The sequence below is a fragment of the Halorussus litoreus genome (genome assembly GCF_003382685.1).
Lineage (GTDB): Archaea > Halobacteriota > Halobacteria > Halobacteriales > Haladaptataceae > Halorussus > Halorussus litoreus.
Genome location: NZ_QLVG01000032.1, coordinates 1 through 17872 on the forward strand (window position 1 = coordinate 1; position 17872 = coordinate 17872).

17 protein-coding genes are annotated in these 17872 nt (G+C 56.9%); 12 read left to right on the plus strand and 5 right to left on the minus strand.

Going from position 1 to position 17872, the window contains the following annotated elements:
* The first annotated feature begins 254 nt into the window (after positions 1-254).
* The 5 genes from DPQ64_RS11490 to DPQ64_RS11510 all read left to right on the plus strand — a co-directional run bounded on the left by DPQ64_RS11490 (position 255) and on the right by DPQ64_RS11510 (position 3750).
* Positions 255-1256: a DUF6610 family protein gene (locus tag DPQ64_RS11490; protein ID WP_012289563.1), complete on the plus strand. Its 1002-nt coding sequence runs from the start codon at positions 255-257 to the stop codon at positions 1254-1256.
* A gap of 74 nt (positions 1257-1330) precedes the next feature.
* Positions 1331-1678 (plus strand): hypothetical protein, encoded by a 348-nt coding sequence (locus DPQ64_RS11495; RefSeq protein ID WP_012289562.1) that lies wholly within the window; start codon positions 1331-1333, stop codon positions 1676-1678.
* Positions 1679-1765: 87 nt separating this feature from the next.
* Positions 1766-2692: an ArdC-like ssDNA-binding domain-containing protein gene (locus tag DPQ64_RS11500; protein WP_049892639.1), complete on the plus strand. Its 927-nt coding sequence runs from the start codon at positions 1766-1768 to the stop codon at positions 2690-2692.
* A gap of 131 nt (positions 2693-2823) precedes the next feature.
* On the plus strand, positions 2824-3363 hold the full coding sequence (locus DPQ64_RS11505; RefSeq protein ID WP_049892637.1) for a hypothetical protein: 540 nt from the start codon (positions 2824-2826) through the stop codon (positions 3361-3363).
* Between the two features lie 63 nt (positions 3364-3426).
* On the plus strand, positions 3427-3750 hold the full coding sequence (locus DPQ64_RS11510) for a hypothetical protein (RefSeq protein ID WP_012289559.1): 324 nt from the start codon (positions 3427-3429) through the stop codon (positions 3748-3750).
* A gap of 135 nt (positions 3751-3885) precedes the next feature.
* On the opposite strand, the gene DPQ64_RS11515 is transcribed toward DPQ64_RS11510, so the two are convergent.
* From DPQ64_RS11515 to DPQ64_RS11530, 4 genes are all read right to left on the minus strand, one after another.
* A complete protein-coding gene (locus DPQ64_RS11515) occupies positions 3886-5280 on the minus strand; it encodes a Cdc6/Cdc18 family protein (RefSeq protein ID WP_012289558.1) in 1395 nt (464 codons plus the stop codon).
* Positions 5281-6117: 837 nt separating this feature from the next.
* A complete protein-coding gene (locus DPQ64_RS11520) occupies positions 6118-8262 on the minus strand; it encodes a type B DNA-directed DNA polymerase (protein ID WP_012289557.1) in 2145 nt (714 codons plus the stop codon).
* 5 nt (positions 8263-8267) lie between these two features.
* Positions 8268-8585 carry a hypothetical protein gene (locus DPQ64_RS11525; RefSeq protein WP_049892647.1) on the minus strand — a complete coding sequence of 106 codons (318 nt, stop codon included), beginning with the start codon at positions 8583-8585 and terminating at the stop codon, positions 8268-8270.
* 2 nt (positions 8586-8587) lie between these two features.
* A complete protein-coding gene (locus DPQ64_RS11530; protein WP_012289555.1) occupies positions 8588-9556 on the minus strand; it encodes a hypothetical protein in 969 nt (322 codons plus the stop codon).
* Between the two features lie 211 nt (positions 9557-9767).
* Here DPQ64_RS11530 and DPQ64_RS11535 point away from each other — a divergent pair, with 211 nt between their 5' ends.
* Together DPQ64_RS11535 and DPQ64_RS11540 are read left to right on the plus strand one after the other, a co-directional pair.
* Positions 9768-11792 carry a GmrSD restriction endonuclease domain-containing protein gene (locus DPQ64_RS11535; RefSeq protein WP_115864490.1) on the plus strand — a complete coding sequence of 675 codons (2025 nt, stop codon included), beginning with the start codon at positions 9768-9770 and terminating at the stop codon, positions 11790-11792.
* A 238-nt stretch (positions 11793-12030) separates the two neighbouring features.
* Positions 12031-12720, plus strand: coding sequence for an SOS response-associated peptidase (locus tag DPQ64_RS11540; protein WP_115864535.1), 690 nt, complete (start codon positions 12031-12033; stop codon positions 12718-12720).
* Positions 12721-12762: 42 nt separating this feature from the next.
* Here DPQ64_RS11540 and DPQ64_RS11545 read toward each other — a convergent pair whose 3' ends face one another.
* Positions 12763-13788: a Cdc6/Cdc18 family protein gene (locus DPQ64_RS11545; RefSeq protein ID WP_115864491.1), complete on the minus strand. Its 1026-nt coding sequence runs from the start codon at positions 13786-13788 to the stop codon at positions 12763-12765.
* Positions 13789-14022: 234 nt separating this feature from the next.
* Here DPQ64_RS11545 and DPQ64_RS11550 point away from each other — a divergent pair, with 234 nt between their 5' ends.
* The 5 genes from DPQ64_RS11550 (at position 14023) to DPQ64_RS11570 (ending at position 17804) form a co-directional block, all read left to right on the plus strand.
* A complete protein-coding gene (locus DPQ64_RS11550) occupies positions 14023-14460 on the plus strand; it encodes a TRAM domain-containing protein (RefSeq protein ID WP_115864492.1) in 438 nt (145 codons plus the stop codon).
* A gap of 92 nt (positions 14461-14552) precedes the next feature.
* Complete coding sequence (locus DPQ64_RS11555) at positions 14553-15383, plus strand: type IV toxin-antitoxin system AbiEi family antitoxin domain-containing protein (protein ID WP_115864493.1); 831 nt, start codon at positions 14553-14555, stop codon at positions 15381-15383.
* Positions 15384-15388: 5 nt separating this feature from the next.
* Entirely contained in the window at positions 15389-16192 is an 804-nt protein-coding gene (locus tag DPQ64_RS11560; protein ID WP_010890439.1) for a nucleotidyl transferase AbiEii/AbiGii toxin family protein, read from the plus strand.
* A gap of 261 nt (positions 16193-16453) precedes the next feature.
* Entirely contained in the window at positions 16454-17392 is a 939-nt protein-coding gene (locus DPQ64_RS11565) for a ParA family protein (protein WP_115864494.1), read from the plus strand.
* Positions 17385-17804: a hypothetical protein gene (locus tag DPQ64_RS11570; protein ID WP_115864536.1), complete on the plus strand. Its 420-nt coding sequence runs from the start codon at positions 17385-17387 to the stop codon at positions 17802-17804. Before DPQ64_RS11565 ends, DPQ64_RS11570 begins: the two co-directional genes overlap by 8 nt.
* Positions 17805-17872: the final 68 nt, after the last annotated feature.

The window sequence follows — 17872 nt, forward strand, 5'->3', positions numbered from 1 at the left end:
ACGAGGCGTGTTCGTTCACTGCCTGCGCGCAGTTCGCACTCGTCGATCTTCTTCACGAAGAGGCGGACTCAGAGACGAGTCTCGTCCACGCCGGAGAGATCGACCCACTCGAGGCTCGATACCACCGATGAGTTAACCAACATCAGAAGCGGCTAGCTCTTATTGTTGGTTAAGATTGGCGTCTGCTCGTGGTTTTTTCTCGCCCCGAGAGCGAGCGCGGGGCGATCAACCCTGCATCTTCTGGGTGATTCGAGATGGCGCTCTCAGCACGTCCGACCAGCAGCATCGCGACTGAAATTACAGCCGCTCGGCAGGCTGACCACCTGGCGTTCCTCCACCGGGTTCCATTTGCGCTTGACGCATTCCGGCTCGGCTTTCTCACGGGCTTTCGCGAGGACTGTACCTACCAACAACAGCAGTACACAGACCTGGACCTACCGGTCGGGATGCTCGACAACGATTTTCGAAATCCCGACCTCGATCGGTATATCGAGCGCTTCTTCGAATACGAACCGGAGGTCGGTGTGATTGGCGACGCCTACGACGTCGACGAGGTCGACGAATACGTTGCTGCTGCCTGCGAGATCCAGGGAAGTTACCCGGACGCAGACCCCGTGATCGTCCCGAAGTGCCAGGCAGCGATCCACGCTGTCCCCGATGACCTCGTCGTCGGGTACTCCCGGGGATACGCTGATCGACTCGCTCACGAGTTCTCTGATCCTGCTGATTGGCGCGGGCGGCGCGTCCATATTCTCGGTGGCAGTCCACCCAAGCAACTCGATGTGATCGAGCAGCTCACCCGACCGACGCTGACGGGTGACCCACCTGCCGACATCGTCGGCCTCGACTGGAACGGGCTGCATCGTGGGGCGCAGTTCGGCGAGTTCTGGACGTCGGACGGCTGGGACGACAGCGGTCGCGACGCCGAGCACATGACAGTTCGGAAGACCGTTCGCCATGGCCTTGCCCAGATTCGCGAGTTCTGGCAGGCACACGGCGTCTGGCCCGAGTCGACGCCCCAAGAGGATGGACTTGAACTCGAGTATCATGGCCCGTCACCGACCCATCTCGATGGTGCTGCATGTACTGAATGTGAGGCGAACGTCTGGATGACCCGGCGCAGCCCCTACATCGCTGAGTACGACACGGGCGAGATCTGTGGCTACTGCAGCTATGATTGCTACTTCGCACATCGTCATCGGAACAATCTCGAGGAGCTCGCCGGCGAGCAGAGCGTGTACCTCCCGCCCGCATGACGCCACAAGCGGTTTTTCGTGCCCCCGGAGTGGGCGAGGGCTCGAAAAAGGCCTTCACACTGAGGTGAACTCCTGTGAGTCAACAACAGAGTACGAACGACGTCTCGATTGATGAGATTCCAGTCGATGTCGCGAACACCCAATCCGGCGAGGTCGATTCCGGCGAGGTGCCCGAGGAAATCCGATCGGTTACTCGTGAGCTAGCCGGCGAGCAGCCACCGACGAATCCGCTAGTCGTGTTGAAGGCCGCCCGCTGGTGGTACATCCACGGAAAGGGCGGAGCCGATCCCGCGTTCCAGTGGGCCATCGAGTGGGTACGACACCTCGCGGCCGACACCCCCAGCGACGTGGAACAGTTCGATGAGTTCCTCGAGTACCTCGTGGCGGTCGGCTTCGCTGACGAGAAAGCAGCCTTGCGGTGACCGCCGCCGCGAGTTTTTTATGCGCCCCAAGGGGTGCGGCGCGTCCTGAACTGACGCAATCGCCGTGAATTCGATTCGGTGAACACTATGGCTACGACCAGTGACCCGTCGGTCTCATTCGAGGAGACCGACACTCGACATGACGAGATGCACAGTACCATCGAAGCGTGGATCGACGAGCTCGTCGACCACGTTGACGATGCGCAGGCGAGCGAGGAGTTCCAGGAGTGGCTCGACGTCCAGAGTCGCTTCCACGACTATTCCCATCGAAACACGCTCCTCATCAATCTCCAGTGTCCCGAGGCGACGAAGGTCGCCGGCTACAACACCTGGCGGAATGAGTTCGACCGGCACGTCCAGGAGGGCGAACAGGCCATCTGGATTTGGGCCCCGATCATCACCAAGCAGTGTCCCGAGTGCGAGAACTCGCCTAGCTACCATGAACAAAGCGACTGTGAGTACGACGAGACATCGCCTGACGAGTGGTCGAAAGGGCTTGTCGGCTTCAAGCCAACTGCTGTCTTCGACGTGTCTCAGACCGAGGGTGAGCCGCTTCCTGAGCTGGAGACTGAGGCGACTGGCGACGCCGACGACCTAGTACCCGCACTCGAGGATGCAGCCGCTGAGATCGACGTGACGGTCCGCATCGTCGACGCTGTCGACTGGGAGCATAGCGACGCCAAGGGCGTCTGCAAATACCGGAGTAAGCGTGATCTCCAACCAGTCGTCGAGGCGAAAGCCCGTACGAATCAGGCTGATCTCGCCGTGACACTCATCCACGAGTACGCTCACGCGCTCCTCCACGCAGACGTCACCGACGAGACCGAGCGGGCGAAACGCGAGGTTGAGGCCGAGGCAGTCGCCTACATCGTCGGGCGGTATTTCGAACTGGATACGAGCGGGTCCGCGTTCTACCTGGCCGCGTGGCAGGACGACGACGCAGACGCAGTTCAAGAACGGCTTGGTCGAATCGGATCGACTGCGAAGGAACTCATCGAAACCGTCGATGGGTAACGAGTCTGTGTCTCTCCGGCAGACGAAGTAGCGGAGGTATCCGCGCTGGCGCGTTTCAGGAGTTGTTTTTCCGCCGACGAAGAGTGGCGGCGTGACCGAGTTCGTCACGCCGGACAGACCCAGACCAATCCATGTCCGGACGAAATGAGACAAGCGAGACTGAAGAGATGGATCGAGACGAACACGAACGAGATGGATTAGCCGCCGATGGCGGCGTTGTTGCTGCCACCTCCACGACCACGACTCCCGGAGGAGATTTGCAGCAGCCGTCGATTAGCGATGAAGACCACCAGGAAGACAGCCAACCCCGTACCGAGCGCGCTCGAACTGAGGAGATGGACGTCTCATTGCTCAGGAAAGGTGGTGTGTACGAGGTGCAGTCGGCGTCGGGGAACACCTACGAGGTCGACGTCGCGAGCAAGACGTGTACGTGTCCAGACTTCACGAAGCGCCGGCCGAGCGGTGGCTGTAAGCATCTACGGCGGGTCGACATCGAGATTCGGAGCGGAACCGCCCCACGTCCTGATGGACGGCTTCCGGCGACTGGAGACGTGACGGAGCAGCTTTCGGAGCGGATTCTCGAACTAGAGCAGGAAATCGACGAACGAGAAGCCCGGCGGAGGGAACTCGAAGCAACAGTAGCGGTTCTCGAAGAGCTCTCGATTCGATAAATACCCAGGTTAACCAACAGCACTAAGATTCCAGTGCCAGTGTTGGTTAACACGCCGTAATCCATGTCTTTCTCGTCACCAACCCCACCGCAAGAAATCCCCGACGACGTCGTGGAGATGCTCAATGAGCAATCACCGGAGGTGCTCCAGCATATCGCCCAGTACGCCGAGGGGCTCGCCGAACATCGCGAACGCGAAGCCCGACTAGCCGAACAGGACGAGGAAGAACAGATCGAGGAGCGACCGGAGGATCTTCCGGACGACGTCCCCTCGAAGGCTACAATCACGATCAAGGAGATCAACGACAACCGCTACTACTACTGGCAGTGGCGGGAAGGCGAGAAGGTGCGCTCGCAGTACAAAGGACCGGTCAGTCCAGACGATTAGCTAACTTGGTTCTCTCGAGAACAACCCCCCTAATTCGAAGTGAGCTTGTTCACTTCTCAGAAGATTTGACACCCCTGATTCGGAATGAGCTTCAGCAGAAGGGTTCTAGGTAGAATGAACCCTCATGATGCTTAATCAAATCTCGTAGGTGCCGTTGTGAAGTTCTGAAAGCCGTTCATCACTCTCTACAACTGCCTTCATCACTACATCTTTGTCCTTGATAAGCTGGTGTTCCAGGTAGACACCCTGTTTGTGTCCGCCACCGACCTGATGTGACTCAGAAATCCCCATTAGCGCGAGCGTGCTGAGAATTTGGCTCACTCGATCATATGAGAGAGGATCAGCACCGACGTCGCCACAGGTCGTCTCGTATTGACTGTAGATACCAGAGGTGCGGAAGCGGCGATTATTCGAGCCAGTCAAGCGACCGAGAGTGTAGAGAACGAGTTTAGACTGGGGTGAGGTGCTCTCGATCGTCTCCTTGACTCGATTGACCTCTGCTCGCTTGACTGCTTTGTCGACATGTTCTGGACTAACGACCTCTGCATCGGCGTCGTCAGCGATATCACCAGCAATCCGCAAAACATCGACTGCCTTTCTCGCATCACCGTGTTCATCCGCCGACCGGTCGGCAGTCTCGGTTATGACGCCGTCTTGAACGACACCATCATGGAACGCGTCTCGTCGATACTCCAGGATCTGTTCGATCTGATCGCTTTGGTATGGTTCAAAGACGAAGTCCGTTGTCCGCATCGAACTCTGAACGCGTGCGTTGAGTTTTTGTCCAAAATCGATGTCGTTGCTGATAGCAATGATTCCGATATAGGCGTCGGTGTGACCAGCTTCTCGAGCCCGCGAGAGTTCATGGAGGAGGCCCTCAGCGTTATCAACCATGTCGATTTCGTCAAGGATGACAATGAGCCCATCGTAGTACTCGTCGATGATGTCGTAGGCGTAATCGTAGTACTCGGCGGAACCTAAACCGATACGAGGGATATCTATATCAGAATCAGATTTGTCGCTTAGCGCACGAGCGATTGTTCGGGCTACTCGTGTTTCGGTATTATTCTTCTTGCACTCAACGTAGACGCTAGCAGCGGGAACGTTACGTGCCGTGGCAGTATCAACGAGACGGTCGGACACGTGTCGGCTGACAAGTGATTTTCCAGTTCCGGTTTCCCCATAAATGACGACGTGGTTTGGTTGTGATTCGTGAATGAGATGTCGGATTTCTCCAGCAACCGATTGGATTTCCGTGTCACGACCGACGATGCGATCAGGGCCAGGAACTGTTCCAATTGAGAGTAAATCCCGATCTGCCCAGATATGAGTTGAAGAACCGTCTTCATCGCCCTCCCGAACGAACAACGGGTCATTTGCCGGATCGTTCGAGTCTTGTCGTTGGATTTCCTCCGAGGTCGACGAGATTTCAGAAGCAGAACTGCCCTCCCTGTTTGTATCGAAATCATCCAGCTGTTGGTCCGCGATAGACGAGTCACCTCCACCATCTGGTTCCTCGTTGTCTGTCATAGATTCATCCTGGGAAGGAACCTACTTAGTCGTTACCCCCCTGGTTCGGAATGAGATTCGTTGGATATCGGTGCTAAACAGCGGAAGATCGATAGGTGGCACCGCCATACCCGATGATACCCGATTCAGAGTGAGGTGTCGTTCAAATCTGCGTCTCCTGATGACCTCACCCTCCTAATTCGGAGTGAGCTATTTCCTAGAACGAGAGGATTGCCAGCAGCTCAAATGATCAGCGGGTTCAGATCAACCCCCCTCGTTCGGAATGAGGTAGTACGAGTTGGTCCATCAGCCAAGAATCGGGAATGCTAAAGAGACCCCCCCTGATTCGGAGTGAGCTGTTCCCCGAACTAATGGACGATATTGATGCCAGCTTAAACAGGATGGATGGAGATTGGAGTTGGAGGGACACACCCCCCTGATTCGGAATGAGATCCCGTAAGACTGACCGTATGGGCGCGATCTTCCATCAATCAACTAGGCGGTTCTTAACTAGGACGAGCCATTCTCTCCAAACCGCAAGATAGCGTAGACTTCGAAGGATCACTTGTCTAGTTACTACCCTAGCTTTATTACCTAGTTACGCTAAGAGCCCACTAAGTAGAATACGGCACTAGTTAGAAGTATTCGTGAATACGCCTAACACTGGAAGTACAGCTATTCTATCCTTTGAATCGAAGCAGTAGACCATACGTCGAGGGCGTATACCCAACGAATCCATTACTGCAACCTTCTCATCGGGTGGAAACTCAGCTTCTAATCAGGTGGTATGGAGGGTATAATCTCATTCCGAACGAGGGGGGTGTGTGGTTCCAGCTGTATCTTGTTGCAACCGCAGGGTCAGAACGAGGTGATCTTAGTCGTTCGTGTCTTTGCTAACCTTCGTCGGATATCCGACCGATCCCATCCCAAGGGTGAGATAATACTCTCGACAGCTCGGACCAGCTGCGTCTCATAGTACGATGGATCATACTGGTCCGTCTCTTCGTGAGCAAGGGCGACACGTTCTCGTGATGCCTTCTCGTCGTCGACGACCACGTACTCGACATCTTGACCGGGATGGACAGCGAGATCCTGGTCCCGAGCACGCTCGAGTGCCGCCACGTTCTGGGTGTACTGCGTGTACGCCTCGACAGGCTTGGAAACACGGTTCCGTTCGACGAGTCGGTCGGAATCGACATCGCCAGCGTGAAGCTCCGAAATCGCCCGTTCCAAGCGATTAATTACCACATCCGGAGATTGCGTTTGACCGAGAATCTCGAGACAGTCGCGCTGGACGTCTTCGATGAATCCGGGCGTCGATCGTTGCCGGGCTTCGATGCCGCGTATCTTGAACTCGTCCTTGCCCGCAACCTTCCCGAAATATTTCGTCAGCGCGCCGGCGTCGCTCTCGCGCTGTGGCACGAACGCTACCCACTCGTACTCGGCTTCATATTCGAGACGGATATCGACGGTGTCCGTAATCTCGGCGGCCAACGTCTCCAGTGATCCTCGTTCGTCGTCGCTGACGTCCGGGTCGGGCGTCACCCAGATCGAGTCGACGATCCCGTGAACGACGCGCCATCCGCCCGCTTCCAACCGCTGTTTCGCGATGAGCAGGATCTCCCGAGCGAACGCGTTAATTGCTTCGTGGCACTCGATTCGGCCGAATTTCGCGTTACTGAATCCCTGATACCCAAAGCACGCGACGAGAATCCACTTTAGCGCGGCCGACCGCCCCTCGAGTTCGTCGAGACAGTCTTGGTCGGGGTTCTCCCGCTGTTCTTCGCGACGGATTGCGGTCTTGATCTCGTCGCGCGCATCGATGATTGGCTGGAGGACGTCGACGAGGTAGCCGCGGTCGTCACAGATCGCGTAGCCGAGGCCGGGCACATCGTCGCGGTCGCTGTGGCAGTCACACCGGATGACATCGGGCGAGACGTTCCGCGTGCAGATGATATTCGGATAGAGACTCGAAAAGTCGAGTTCGTGGACGTCCTCGTGGAGGCCGACTTCGGGCGCGAAGATGAAGCCACCGCGGTCAGCGTCGTGAAGCGTGGTCATCGGCTTGTAGAACTCGTGTCGCCAGGAGTTCCATGGCGTCAGCACACCGCGCTTGTGTGCTTCACAGATCTGGATGGCAGTGAGGACGTTCCCAATCGACGCCCACGCGAGTTCCTGGATTGGCTTTTTCGACCGAGTGACGAGGTCGAGGATGCCGTCGAGGTTCGTCTCACCGAAGAAGAACGCGTTCGACTCATCGATGATAGCCCGTCCCGGCACGTTGTAGCGGGCAGGGGAGTGTCCCACCCGGCCGTAACTCGAATACGTCGACCGACCGGCGAGCTGCTGGTAGTCGACGTTGGGCCACCGACTCAGCGTGAAGCCGTCGACGCCGGCGTCGCGAGCCATCGCGTAGAGCGTCGGGATGATCTCGCTCGTCGAGCACACAAGGACATCCGGGTCGCGTACGTCGAGCGCGTCCTGCACAGCAGCGAGGAGTTCCTCCGGCGGGCCCGTGACGGTCTCGCCGTCGACGCCGAGTTCGGTGTAGGTTTTACTGTTCGTCTCGGTCACCGGGATACTGAGGTGGAGCGTCGACAGCTCGTTCGCCGGCGTCGGATTGACGTTGTTCTCCAGACAGTAGCGGAACTCCCGCGAGAAGTCTACGTTGAAACAGGCGATATCGCCGATGGGGTATTCGGAGAGTTGGCGCGTCTGGCGGGCGAGCGCCGTCACCCGGTCGATGTGTGAAACGTCGACGGCAAGGACCCGCTCCAGGTCACGACGAAATCCAGGGTGTCGGTCGACGTACTCGGTCGCGACGACGTCCGGATGGCGCTCGTAGAACGCCTGAAGTCCAGAGAGATCGACGTCAGTCTCTGGCGAGCGAGCGGCGACATGGAACCGCGGTGTGTAGTCCCGGCGCTCAGTGGCCACGGCGCCGTCGGTCGTCGCTTCCCATTCGAGGACGCGGTCGTCGAGGAAGTCGATTTTGAACGGCATCGGTATCAGTCGTCAGCTGGCTGTGGCTTGTCGTCCATTTCGTCGTGCTGCTTTCGTAGCGCCTCGATTGCATCCTCGATATCGTCGAGGCGCTCGTCATGTGCGTCGAGGCGTGACTCCTGTTCGAGATCGACGCTGAGAAGCGACGGAAGCATGGGGTTCTGGTGGTTCAACAATCCGCTCGCGTCGGCGTGCTCGCGGGCGTACGTGAACAGCTGGTCGAACCGAGGTTGGTCGCGGCGCCGGAGCGCACGGCGATACTCTCCCCACCGCTCTTCGATAGCGCGAAGCGCATCCCGGAACGTCGGATTCGTCCGCCCCACCGTCACCGACCTCCTGTGTTGGCCCACGCGTCAAGTAGTGGGTTCGTGGTGAGTGTCGTACTCGTGCCGTCGGCCATGACGCCGGTCCCGATATCGGTAGTTCCGCCGGAATCTCCTGGGGTAGGGGGTGACGCCGGCTGGAGGCCCACCTGGTCGGCACGGGCAGTGAGCATCTTCCGCCAGTACGCGAATGTGGTCTGGTAGTACGCGCCGCCGTCGACGGGATAGACGAGCGTCTCGAACTCGTCGCCAACGAAACGTGGCCCCATCCGCGTCTGTTCACACTCCAGATGATGATCGGCGGTCGTTTCGATCGGCGCCGTGAACTCGTTGGCAGTCGTGCGCGTGACGAGGACGGGGACATCGTAGCCCCGTGCATAGGTACTGAGACGAGCGAGAGCTCGCGCCTGGAGCGTCTGCGCGTGTTCTTCCCCCAGGGTATCGTCGTCCCAGTACTGGGCATCGAGCGCCGGGACAACGATGAGCGACGGCGTGTGTGGCGAGGTCTCCTGCTCGTGGCTCTGCCGTTCTCGGTGCGTTGCTACAGCGTCCGCGGCCGTGGCTTGCTGGACGTGCTGGTTGACGGCGTCGGGCAGGTCACAGAGCGCGCCGTAGTGCTGGTAGGCGGTGAAGCCGCGGGCGACGTGAATCCGGTCGAGTAAGCGCTGGCTGGGCGTGAGGCGGGCGAGTGAGGTGGTTGTCGCGTGGCCGTGGGCGTCGATCCAGAAGGCCGGTCCGTCGCTCAGCAGGAGGTGGTCGAGCACAAGCGACTGGAGAATGGGGACGCCACGCCCCCCCTCGATATCGAGGAGCGTGATGCCGTTATCGAGTGAGGGAAACAAGAACTCGTCAGGCGGCTGGTCGGCCGTCCCGGTGAGTGACTGCTGATTGCGGTCTGCGCCACGCGTCGGCTGGTTCACCGCCAGCTCGCTCTTCGTTGATCGCGACCTCGATGGAGATCCCTCGGACATACCTCACTAGACGGAGAAGTGTCCGATAAGGCGTGGCGTGTCGTTTCCACGTTTCATAGAACGATAGAGCTGGTAGTCTAAACGGCGTGCAGTATTCGGGTTATAGTTCTCTGAACCCACGTTTCCGGGTTGTTTCAAGAATACGCTGGCTGACGGGGCGGAAAAGGGTCAACCACACAGATTTATAACTCGACTGCGAATGTGATTCTCTATGCGGAATGTGAGCTTGGACGTCGATGACCGACGTCTTGACGACGTAATTACTCAGGTCGGGAAAGGAAAATACCGCATTCCAGAGTTCCAGCGAGAATTCGTTTGGGACCGAACCGACGTCGTCGATCTCTTCGACAGTATCTACAAGAGTTACCCCATTGGGAGTTTCTTCTTCTGGCGAGTCCCGCACGATATGTGGGACTTCTTCCGAGATGTCGACGAACTCCAGCAGCCCTCACTTGAAGAAATCCAGCGGTCCGAATTCCCCGAAATCAGTTTCGTGCTTGACGGCCAACAACGGCTAACCTCGCTCTACGTTACGCTCAACGGAATGAAATATGCGGACACGGACTACAGCCGCATCGTCTTTGACCTTGACGAAGAGACGTTCAAAGTTGCAGAAGGCAAAGCCGACCACCTTGTACGAGTCTGTGACATCTGGGACGACAAACGGGAGGTTCGCGACGAGTTAGAGGGCGATCGATATGAGGCGTTCACTGATTGCAACGATGCGCTGACGAAATACGAACTCCCGCTTATCATCGTCAAGACGAACGAAGTTGAGAGCGTCATAAACATCTTCGAGCGGATCAATCAGAAAGGGACGCGACTCAGCCGCTTCGATATAGTTAACGCCAACATCTGGTCAAGGGATTTCAATCTTCGTAGCCGCATCGACGAGGATATTTTCGAGCACTTAGACCAGATCGGGTTCGGGGAGATTGACAGAGGTACCGTGACCCAGACCCTGGCTCTCAACATTGATGGAACGTGCAGCACGGACGCTCAGAAGAATCTCGATCCCGATGATGTCAGAGAGAACTGGGAGGATACCAAGGAGGCTATGATCTCCGCGATTGGCTATCTCAGAAAACAACACGGAGTGAAACGGTCCGAGTTCATTCCGTACGAAGGAATGATTCCTGTGCTCGCATATTATATGTATGAGACAGATCGCAGGAATGTCGACCCAGACCACCAGGAACAGATAGACCGCTGGTTCTGGCGGGTCGCTCTCTCGGGTCGGTACAGCAGTTCTGCACAGACCAGAATGACTGAAGATAGCAAACTGATCGACAGGATCATCGCAGGAGAAGATGTTGAAATCAACTTCACGCCGCAGATTAGCACAGAACGCCTCAAAACGACCAATATCAAGCGGTCCACTTCAGGCCTCAGGAATGCATTCCTCTGTCTCCTTGCACGGAACCGACCTCTTCACTTCGAGGACGGCTCAGAAATCGACCTAACGGAAAACGAGTACGCTGACTTCCGTCTCAACAAGCATCACATCTTTCCGAACGCCTATCTTCGGGGGTTAGACTACTCGAAAAAGGAGCGGAAGAGCATTATGGACATTACCTTCATTCCTGCCGAGCTTAACCGCCGTCTCTCGGACACCTCCGCAAAAGAGTACTTTGGAAGACTCGCAAATGATGTAAATGAGTTTGAGCGAATCATGGATTCGCACCTTATCCCCCATGACGAGGACTCGGGTATCTGGGACAACGATTATGATACGTTCCAGGAACAGCGGGCGGAACTCGTATACTCCGAATTCATGGAACTAATCGGGGAGTATTCTGCTCTCGAGTCTGATCTCCGAAATGACCCTCAGAGCGCCGTCAAAGAGACGGAGGTTTTGGTTCGGGACTTCATTGATACAGAACTCACTCTAGCAAGCGATGGAGGCACGTTCTGGGGTGAAGTCCCGAACGATGTGAACTCGAACGTTCAGCGGCGTATTAGCGAGGAGCAAGACAGTAATCCCGAGTTCACTGTCGACTCTGATCGAGACAAACTTGACTTCTGTAACGTGATGGACTACGCAAAGATTATCAACGCTCGCTGGGACGTTTTTGGGGATTATCTACCATCGAAATCAGCGGTTCAAACCCGGTTTGAGGACTTCGCAGAATTCCGCAACGCCATCGCTCATCATCGAGAAATCGATCGATTCACCGAAATGGATGGCCAGGTCGCTATCGAATGGATAAACAGCTGCATTAGCGAAGAGTACTAAACCACCTTCGGTTAGGGGCCGAAGAAACGCTCTCCAATATTCAGATTCTGACTCTCGGAACGTACCGTCTAGAAGCGGTTCAGGAACTGGATTTAGGTACACGGCAGCCACCTGTATTAACCAACACTCCGTAGGGTAACTCCTAACTGTTGGTTAACACTGTTGACGGCTTTCCTGCTCTCATTCTACGCCGCACAGCTACCATACTTTGATGCTCACTCTCCTCGAGAAGGGAGATATGTGTGGGCGAAACGCGCTGTTCGCCACCCAGGAGGACCTCGAGAAGCACCTTGAAGCGGAGGTCGTCACGGATGGCGGATACGTCCCGAGATACAATATCGCCCCTGGAGAGCAGCTGGACGTCATCACCAACCGGGCCGCCGACGAGATCGACCAGTATCATTGGGGCCTCCTCCCGTCGTGGGCGGACGACCCCGGCGAGGGAATTATCAACGCTCGCTCTGAAACGGCAGCCGAGAAACGAGCCTTCCGCGATGCCTGGGATTCGCGCCCCTGTCTCGTTCTCTCGTCGGGGTTCTACGAGTGGCAGACGCGGGACAGCGGGCCCAAACAACCGTATCGAATCTACCGCGAGGACGCCCCGGCGTTCGCGATGGCTGGCCTCTGGGAGGTCTGGGAAGGAGAGGAATCAGCCATCCCGTGCGTGACCATCCTGACGACCGAACCGAACGATCTGATGCAACCGATTCACGACCGGATGCCGGTAGTCCTCCCCGACGGCGCCGAGGAGACGTGGCTCACTGCTGGCTCGGATGAACGCGCAGATATGTGCCAGCCCTACCCAGACGGCGACCTCAAGGCGTACGAGATTTCGACGCACGTCAACAGCCCCGACAACGACGGTCCATCAGTAATCGAACCGCTGGGACACGAACAATCCGGATTGGGTGACTTCACATCTGGGTGAAGACTGGACGCACTGAAGATGTCTCTCTCAGCAAAGTAGTATTCACCCAGGGGAGGGTACGGCTGCATTGGCGAGCGCGTATTCCCGGTCACGACTCGTGCCCTCGGCAGTGAGGACGTTATATTGCGTCATCTTCGACAGATACGTGCGAATCGTACGTTTCGTCCGGGGATCATCGACTTTCCGCTTGTAGTGGTCGTGAATCTCGCTCGGCCCAAGGGGCCCGTGTTCCTGGACGACGTCGTAGACAATCCGCTGGTGCGGCGTGAGTGAGTCGAGATTCTTCTGCTTGATTTGTGCGCGAGCGTCTTCCGCAGCGTTGAGGAGGATATCATCGGTGATTCGCTCTCTGCTCTCGCGGTCGGCTTTGCTCGCGGCGGTCCGAAGGATGCCAATCGCGAGACGAGCATCACCAGCAGCGGCGTCGGCAATACGGTCGAGTTGGTTAGTCGTAATGACGTCCTGGTCGAGCCCTCCTTTCACACGAGCAGCGAGGATGTCGTGGAGTTGCTCGTCGTGATACTTGTCCATGCGGACGTGTTCGCTGGATCGAAGTCGACTCACGAGGCGGTCGTCGACGCGGCTGAAGAGGTCTTCTTCCTTGTTGGCGATACAGATCACAGCGAACTGCGGCAGGCTATGCAGGTCGTAGATAACGCCCGGATCTTCGAGCTGGTCGACCTCGTCGAGGATGATGACTGTCCGTGGCCCGTCGTACTGTTGGAGCCGATCGATGAGTTCGTCGTGGGGTGTCGACTGGCGGTGGATATCGATGGTTTCGCCGAAATCGTCGAGAATCTGGTAGAGTGTCCGATAGCGAGTATAGTTGCGCCAGCAGTTGACATAGGTAGCTTCGACGTCGAGGACCTCTTCGCGAAGGCGCTCGGTGACGAACTGCGAGATGCAGGTCTTCCCCGTGCCGCTCGGTCCAGTGACGATGGCGGTGTCGGCGGGCTCACCGTTTGTGATGGGCTCAAGGACGCTGGAAAGGTGATTGACTTCGGCGTCACGATGCTCGACTTCTCGAGGGACGAACCCGGCGCGGAGAACGCGAGCATCGCGTATCATGAAATTCGGTACAAAAGTGATTCTGCGGCAGGTCATATAAGAGTGACCGGGTCGTTTCCGGAAAGGAAGCACTTGTAATTGGGCTCTACCCGGATACTGTAACGCTGGCAGGCGATTCTGCTGGAATTGCACCTCATAGCTTTCCGGAAATTCCAGGAAACACGAGCCTTCCTGAATAGATACCTATCTTCGCGGAAGATAACCGATTAACTACTCGGGGCTGTAGGTCGGCGTATGGTTGAGGTTCCGGAGTCGCTCCAGAGTCTGTTTAGCGCAACTGTAGAAAAACAAGGCGAGACATATACGCTCGAAGTTCCGCAAACCGAGGTTGAACACGGCGCTATCTCTCCTGGTGAAACATATCGGATTGGCGTACTCACGCAACGACAATCCTCGACGAAGACAGCTGACGAACACACAGCACAGGAGCAGCCCGCTCCGTCCGAACGGAATTCTGGACCACCTACCCCACCGGTCACTGAAGGGGAAGTCCGTGACGTGACGATCGAGACAGTCGGCGATCAAGGCGATGGAATCGCGAAGGTCGAACGCGGCTATGTCGTTATCATTCCAGGTGCGCAGCCCGGTGACGAACCGACCATCGAAATCGATCAGGTCCAAGAGAACGTCGCATTTGCCAGCGTTGTCGATACCGGCCCTCAATCACTCTAACTAGGTTCATAATCCGGTGTCTGTCCGGCAGAGTGGAGGAGGCGCAACGTTGATGCCTGCCGGGCTTCATATTCTATGCACGAAACGCAGGTATGAGTTCCACACAAGAGACCCAAACTATACGGCAGGGACTTTCGACCCGTGAGAGCCGACTCCTCTCGCATCTCGCTGCTGAGGGCCACCAAATCATCTCGATCGACGACGTTGAGGCGACCCTCGAGGTCGCGCCGAATACCGCCCGCGAGATCGCCTCCCGCCTCACCGAGAAAGGGTGGCTGGATCGGCTGCTCCCCGGCCGATATCTCATCATCCCACTCGCTGCTGGCGAGGAGGCCGTGTACACGACCCACGAGTATCTCATCGCCTCGCACGTCGCTGAGCCGATGTACATCGGCTACTACAGCGCCCTCAGCCATCACGGGCTGACCGAACAGGTTCCCCGAACCGTGTACGTCATCACCCCGACGCGAGCCCAGAGTCGCGAGATTCACGGCGTCCCCTATCGCGTCGCGACGGTCACCGAGCGGAAGTTCTTCGGCTACGAGCCGACGTCCATCGAGGGAACTGTCGTGAACGTCGCCGACTTGGAGAAGACGCTCGTCGACTGTGCCGACCATCCCGAGTACTGCGGTGGCATCCGCGAACTCGCAACGGCGATGGTCGCGGCGGACGACCAAGACTGTTCGTGGGCGACGGTCGGCGAGTACCTCCAGCGGCTTGACAACGGCGCGGCGACCAAGCGAATCGTCTACTTGGCCGACCAGCTGAGTATCGACCTCCCAACGCGTGAGACGCTCGTCGAGTCGTTCACGAGCGGGTACTCGCTGCTCGACCCAACGCAGAGCGAGCAGGGATCATACGACAGTGAGTATGGCCTCCGAATTAACGTCGACCCGGGCACGCTCGGTCCGACGGAGTCCTGATTCTAATGATCAGTCAAAACCGACTCCGTGTCCTTGCCCGTGAGCTAGGTGTCCGCCAGGGCTATGCTGAGAAGAACTACGTCAACTCCTGGATTCTCTGGGGTATCTTCACGAGTGACTTTGGCGAGAACCTCATGTTCAAAGGCGGAACGGCGCTGAGCAAACTGTACTTCCCCCAGTCGTGGCGATTTTCAGAGGATCTCGATTTCGGCGTCGAAGGTCAGTACAACGGATCAGAAGACGACCTCCGTGATGTCCTTGACACAGTTACCGAGCGCTCCGGGATTGAGTTCACCATCAGCGAGCACCACGAGTCCCGCCAGCAACACTATCCGACACACTACGTCGACATGAGCATCCAGTATCGGGCGGTGCTTGACCATCCGAATACGACCAGTCTTGACGTGATGGTCGACGAGTACGTCGCATTCGACTCGGTTCACCATACGCACTCCTACGAGGATATCCCGGAGTTCGAACTGCAGGCGTATAGTGTCGAAGAGATCTTCGCGGAGAAACTTCGGGCGATCTTCCAACGGGGTGCTGCTAGAGACTACTACGATCTTTATCAGCTCTTAGAGACCGAATCTGTTGAGATTGAGTTCGACGTTGTCCTGCCTGCCTTCGAAGCAAAGTGCGACCACGACGACCTTGACGTCGATCTCACCACAGGTCTGCCGGGTGACCAGCGCGAGGACATTCAGCGCCAGTGGGAAACCTCACTTCCAGACCTGACCGGTGATCCACCGCTGTTCGATACTGTTTGGAAGAGACTGGACGAGGCCGTCATTGACAAAGGGACGGAGTAGGTACGAATCCTCTCGCCTGCGGCACGTACTAGCCCTGCACTATTAGGGGTATTCTGAAATCGGATACTATTCCAAGATAGCATCCTATTCATAGAGATTTTCTATCGATACTACTTATGCTATTCTAACAATTCAGGCTACCTTTGCTACTCATACTATTCATGCTATTCTTACTATTCAATCTATTCAGGCCATCTTGGCGATTTGGGCTATTCACTGCCCTTAGTTATAAGAGGGGATAGAGCACTATTCCAGAATAGCATGGCGGGAACGAATAGCGGGAATAGCATAGATAGCACGAATAGCCCAAATAGCCCGTACGAATCCGTGGATACAGCGGGGAATTCTCGGGCTGTCTCAGTCTGCATGCTGAAGGGTGGCGTTGGCAAGTCAACCATCGCAGTGAATCTCGCGCGTCAACTCGCCACCCACGACCATGATGTCCTCCTCATTGACCTCGATCCGAATGGACACGCTTCAGTCGGTCTCGGGTTCGATGACCACTATCACAATACAGACGAGGGCATCGGTGAGGTATTCTTCGATGAGGCAGATCCAACCTCAGTCGTCTACGATACCGAATATGAATTCGATATCCTTCCCTCGAGCGAGGATCTCGAGCAAGTCGAGCGAGAAATCGTCGTCGGTGACGTCTTCCAGCCGTCTGCTCTGTTGAAGCGCGAAGTCGTTGAGCCGCTGCTGGGCGACGAATACGACTTCATCGTCACGGACTCGCCCGCATATCGCTCGCGACTGACCGACAACGCTCTCGTCGCGACGTCTAATCTTGTTCTTCCACTAGCGCCCGGCAACGAGGCGATGTCCGGACTGGAACGCACTATCGAGCGCCAGATTGCTCCGCTGCGAAAGCACATGGACGTCGACGTCCTCGCACTCGTCCCGAATATGCTGGATGGGCGTATCGACCAGCAAACGCAAGATCGCCAGCTCCTCGAACGGCTGAACTCCCACAACAGCTTGCAGGACCGTATTCCGAACTTCGCTCGAATCACGGATTGGGAGGCTGTGGGCAGCGGCGACATTAGTCCGACACCAGGTATCCGAGACCGAACGAGTATCACGAAAGCGTACGGTGAACGCAAACCGCTGCTGGACTACGACGCCAACTGTGATCAACTGAAGAATTTCGACGAACTCGCGCACATCGTCGAGGCCGGTGAGGTGGTCCGGCATGGCTGACGACGGTGACCCGTTCGCAGATCTTAGTCAGACGCTGGATGACGATGCTGACGAGCAAGACGAGACGAAGAGTGAACAGGAATCGCGCGAGCCACCCGCCTCAGACACGACAACCGAACACGTCGACGAACCGGATGAGGGGGACGTTGAGGAACTGGACCCGATGACAGACACTGCCTTTTCATACGAGGCAGCCAATCAACGGCCGTTTTACGCACGCGAAGAGACTATCGAGAACTTCGATTCCTGGTTGAACTACGAATTAGAGCGCGAGCTCAGTACCCGCGGCTATCAGAATATCGTTGTCCGTGAGATGACTGACGCGTTGCTGCGCACGGTTGTAGAGGAAGACTTGGTTGACGAGGTTGCTGAACGGTTTGAGCAAGAACGAAAGAATGCGATTTCAAAATAGCTTGAATAGCATTCTATTTCCCTTTTAGGGAGGGGGACGGAGGGATGCCGATCTCTCTCCTCGGTTGT